Here is a 511-nt window from a genome sequence, read left to right on the forward strand (position 1 = left end):
ACAGCCGGTTCCTTTAACCCCGGAGGAACAGGAAGAACTGCAGAAAAAAGAAGAACGCAAGGACAGGCTCCATCAGAACTATTTGAAGCGGAAAGCCAGCGGTGCACAGAAACGGTACGAGGACAAAATTAAGGCAAAGAAAAAAGCGGAAATGGACGCTAAGAAAGCCCTGATCCGGGCTGAGGATATGAAAAAAGGCGTTTTTTCTACTGTCGGACAGCTGCCGAAAGAAGAACCACGCAAAGGCAGCATAGCAGCCAGCGCAGCAGTCTAATCATCACGAAGCAAAGGAGAATGAATATGAGTAAGTTGACTTACATTCGTTGTGGAGATTATGATATACCCAACCTAAAACTTTCTGAACAGCCGGAAACTTCTATCGGCAAGTACGGCAGAATGCGAAAATCCTACCTAAAGGAACATCGCCCCATTCTCTACAACCAACTGCTGATGAGCGAGAAGCTGTATCCACACCTGTTAGAGATTGACCGGACAGCGCAGGAGCGTGTGG

Annotated in this window: 1 protein-coding gene and 1 pseudogene; both read left to right on the forward strand. The window is 47.6% G+C overall.

What is annotated here, in order from left to right; translation table 11 throughout:
- Nucleotides 1–274 (forward strand): annotated as a pseudogene (locus DWW13_RS17255) (DNA recombinase); the annotation flags it as partial.
- A 26-nt stretch (nt 275–300) separates the two neighbouring features.
- On the forward strand, nt 301–511 hold a 211-nt coding region (locus tag DWW13_RS19570; RefSeq protein ID WP_243026183.1), incomplete at its 3' end, for a TnpV protein.

It is taken from the genome of Blautia sp. AF14-40 (genome assembly GCF_003479665.1).
Classification (GTDB): Bacteria; Bacillota; Clostridia; order Lachnospirales; family Lachnospiraceae; genus Fusicatenibacter; species Fusicatenibacter saccharivorans.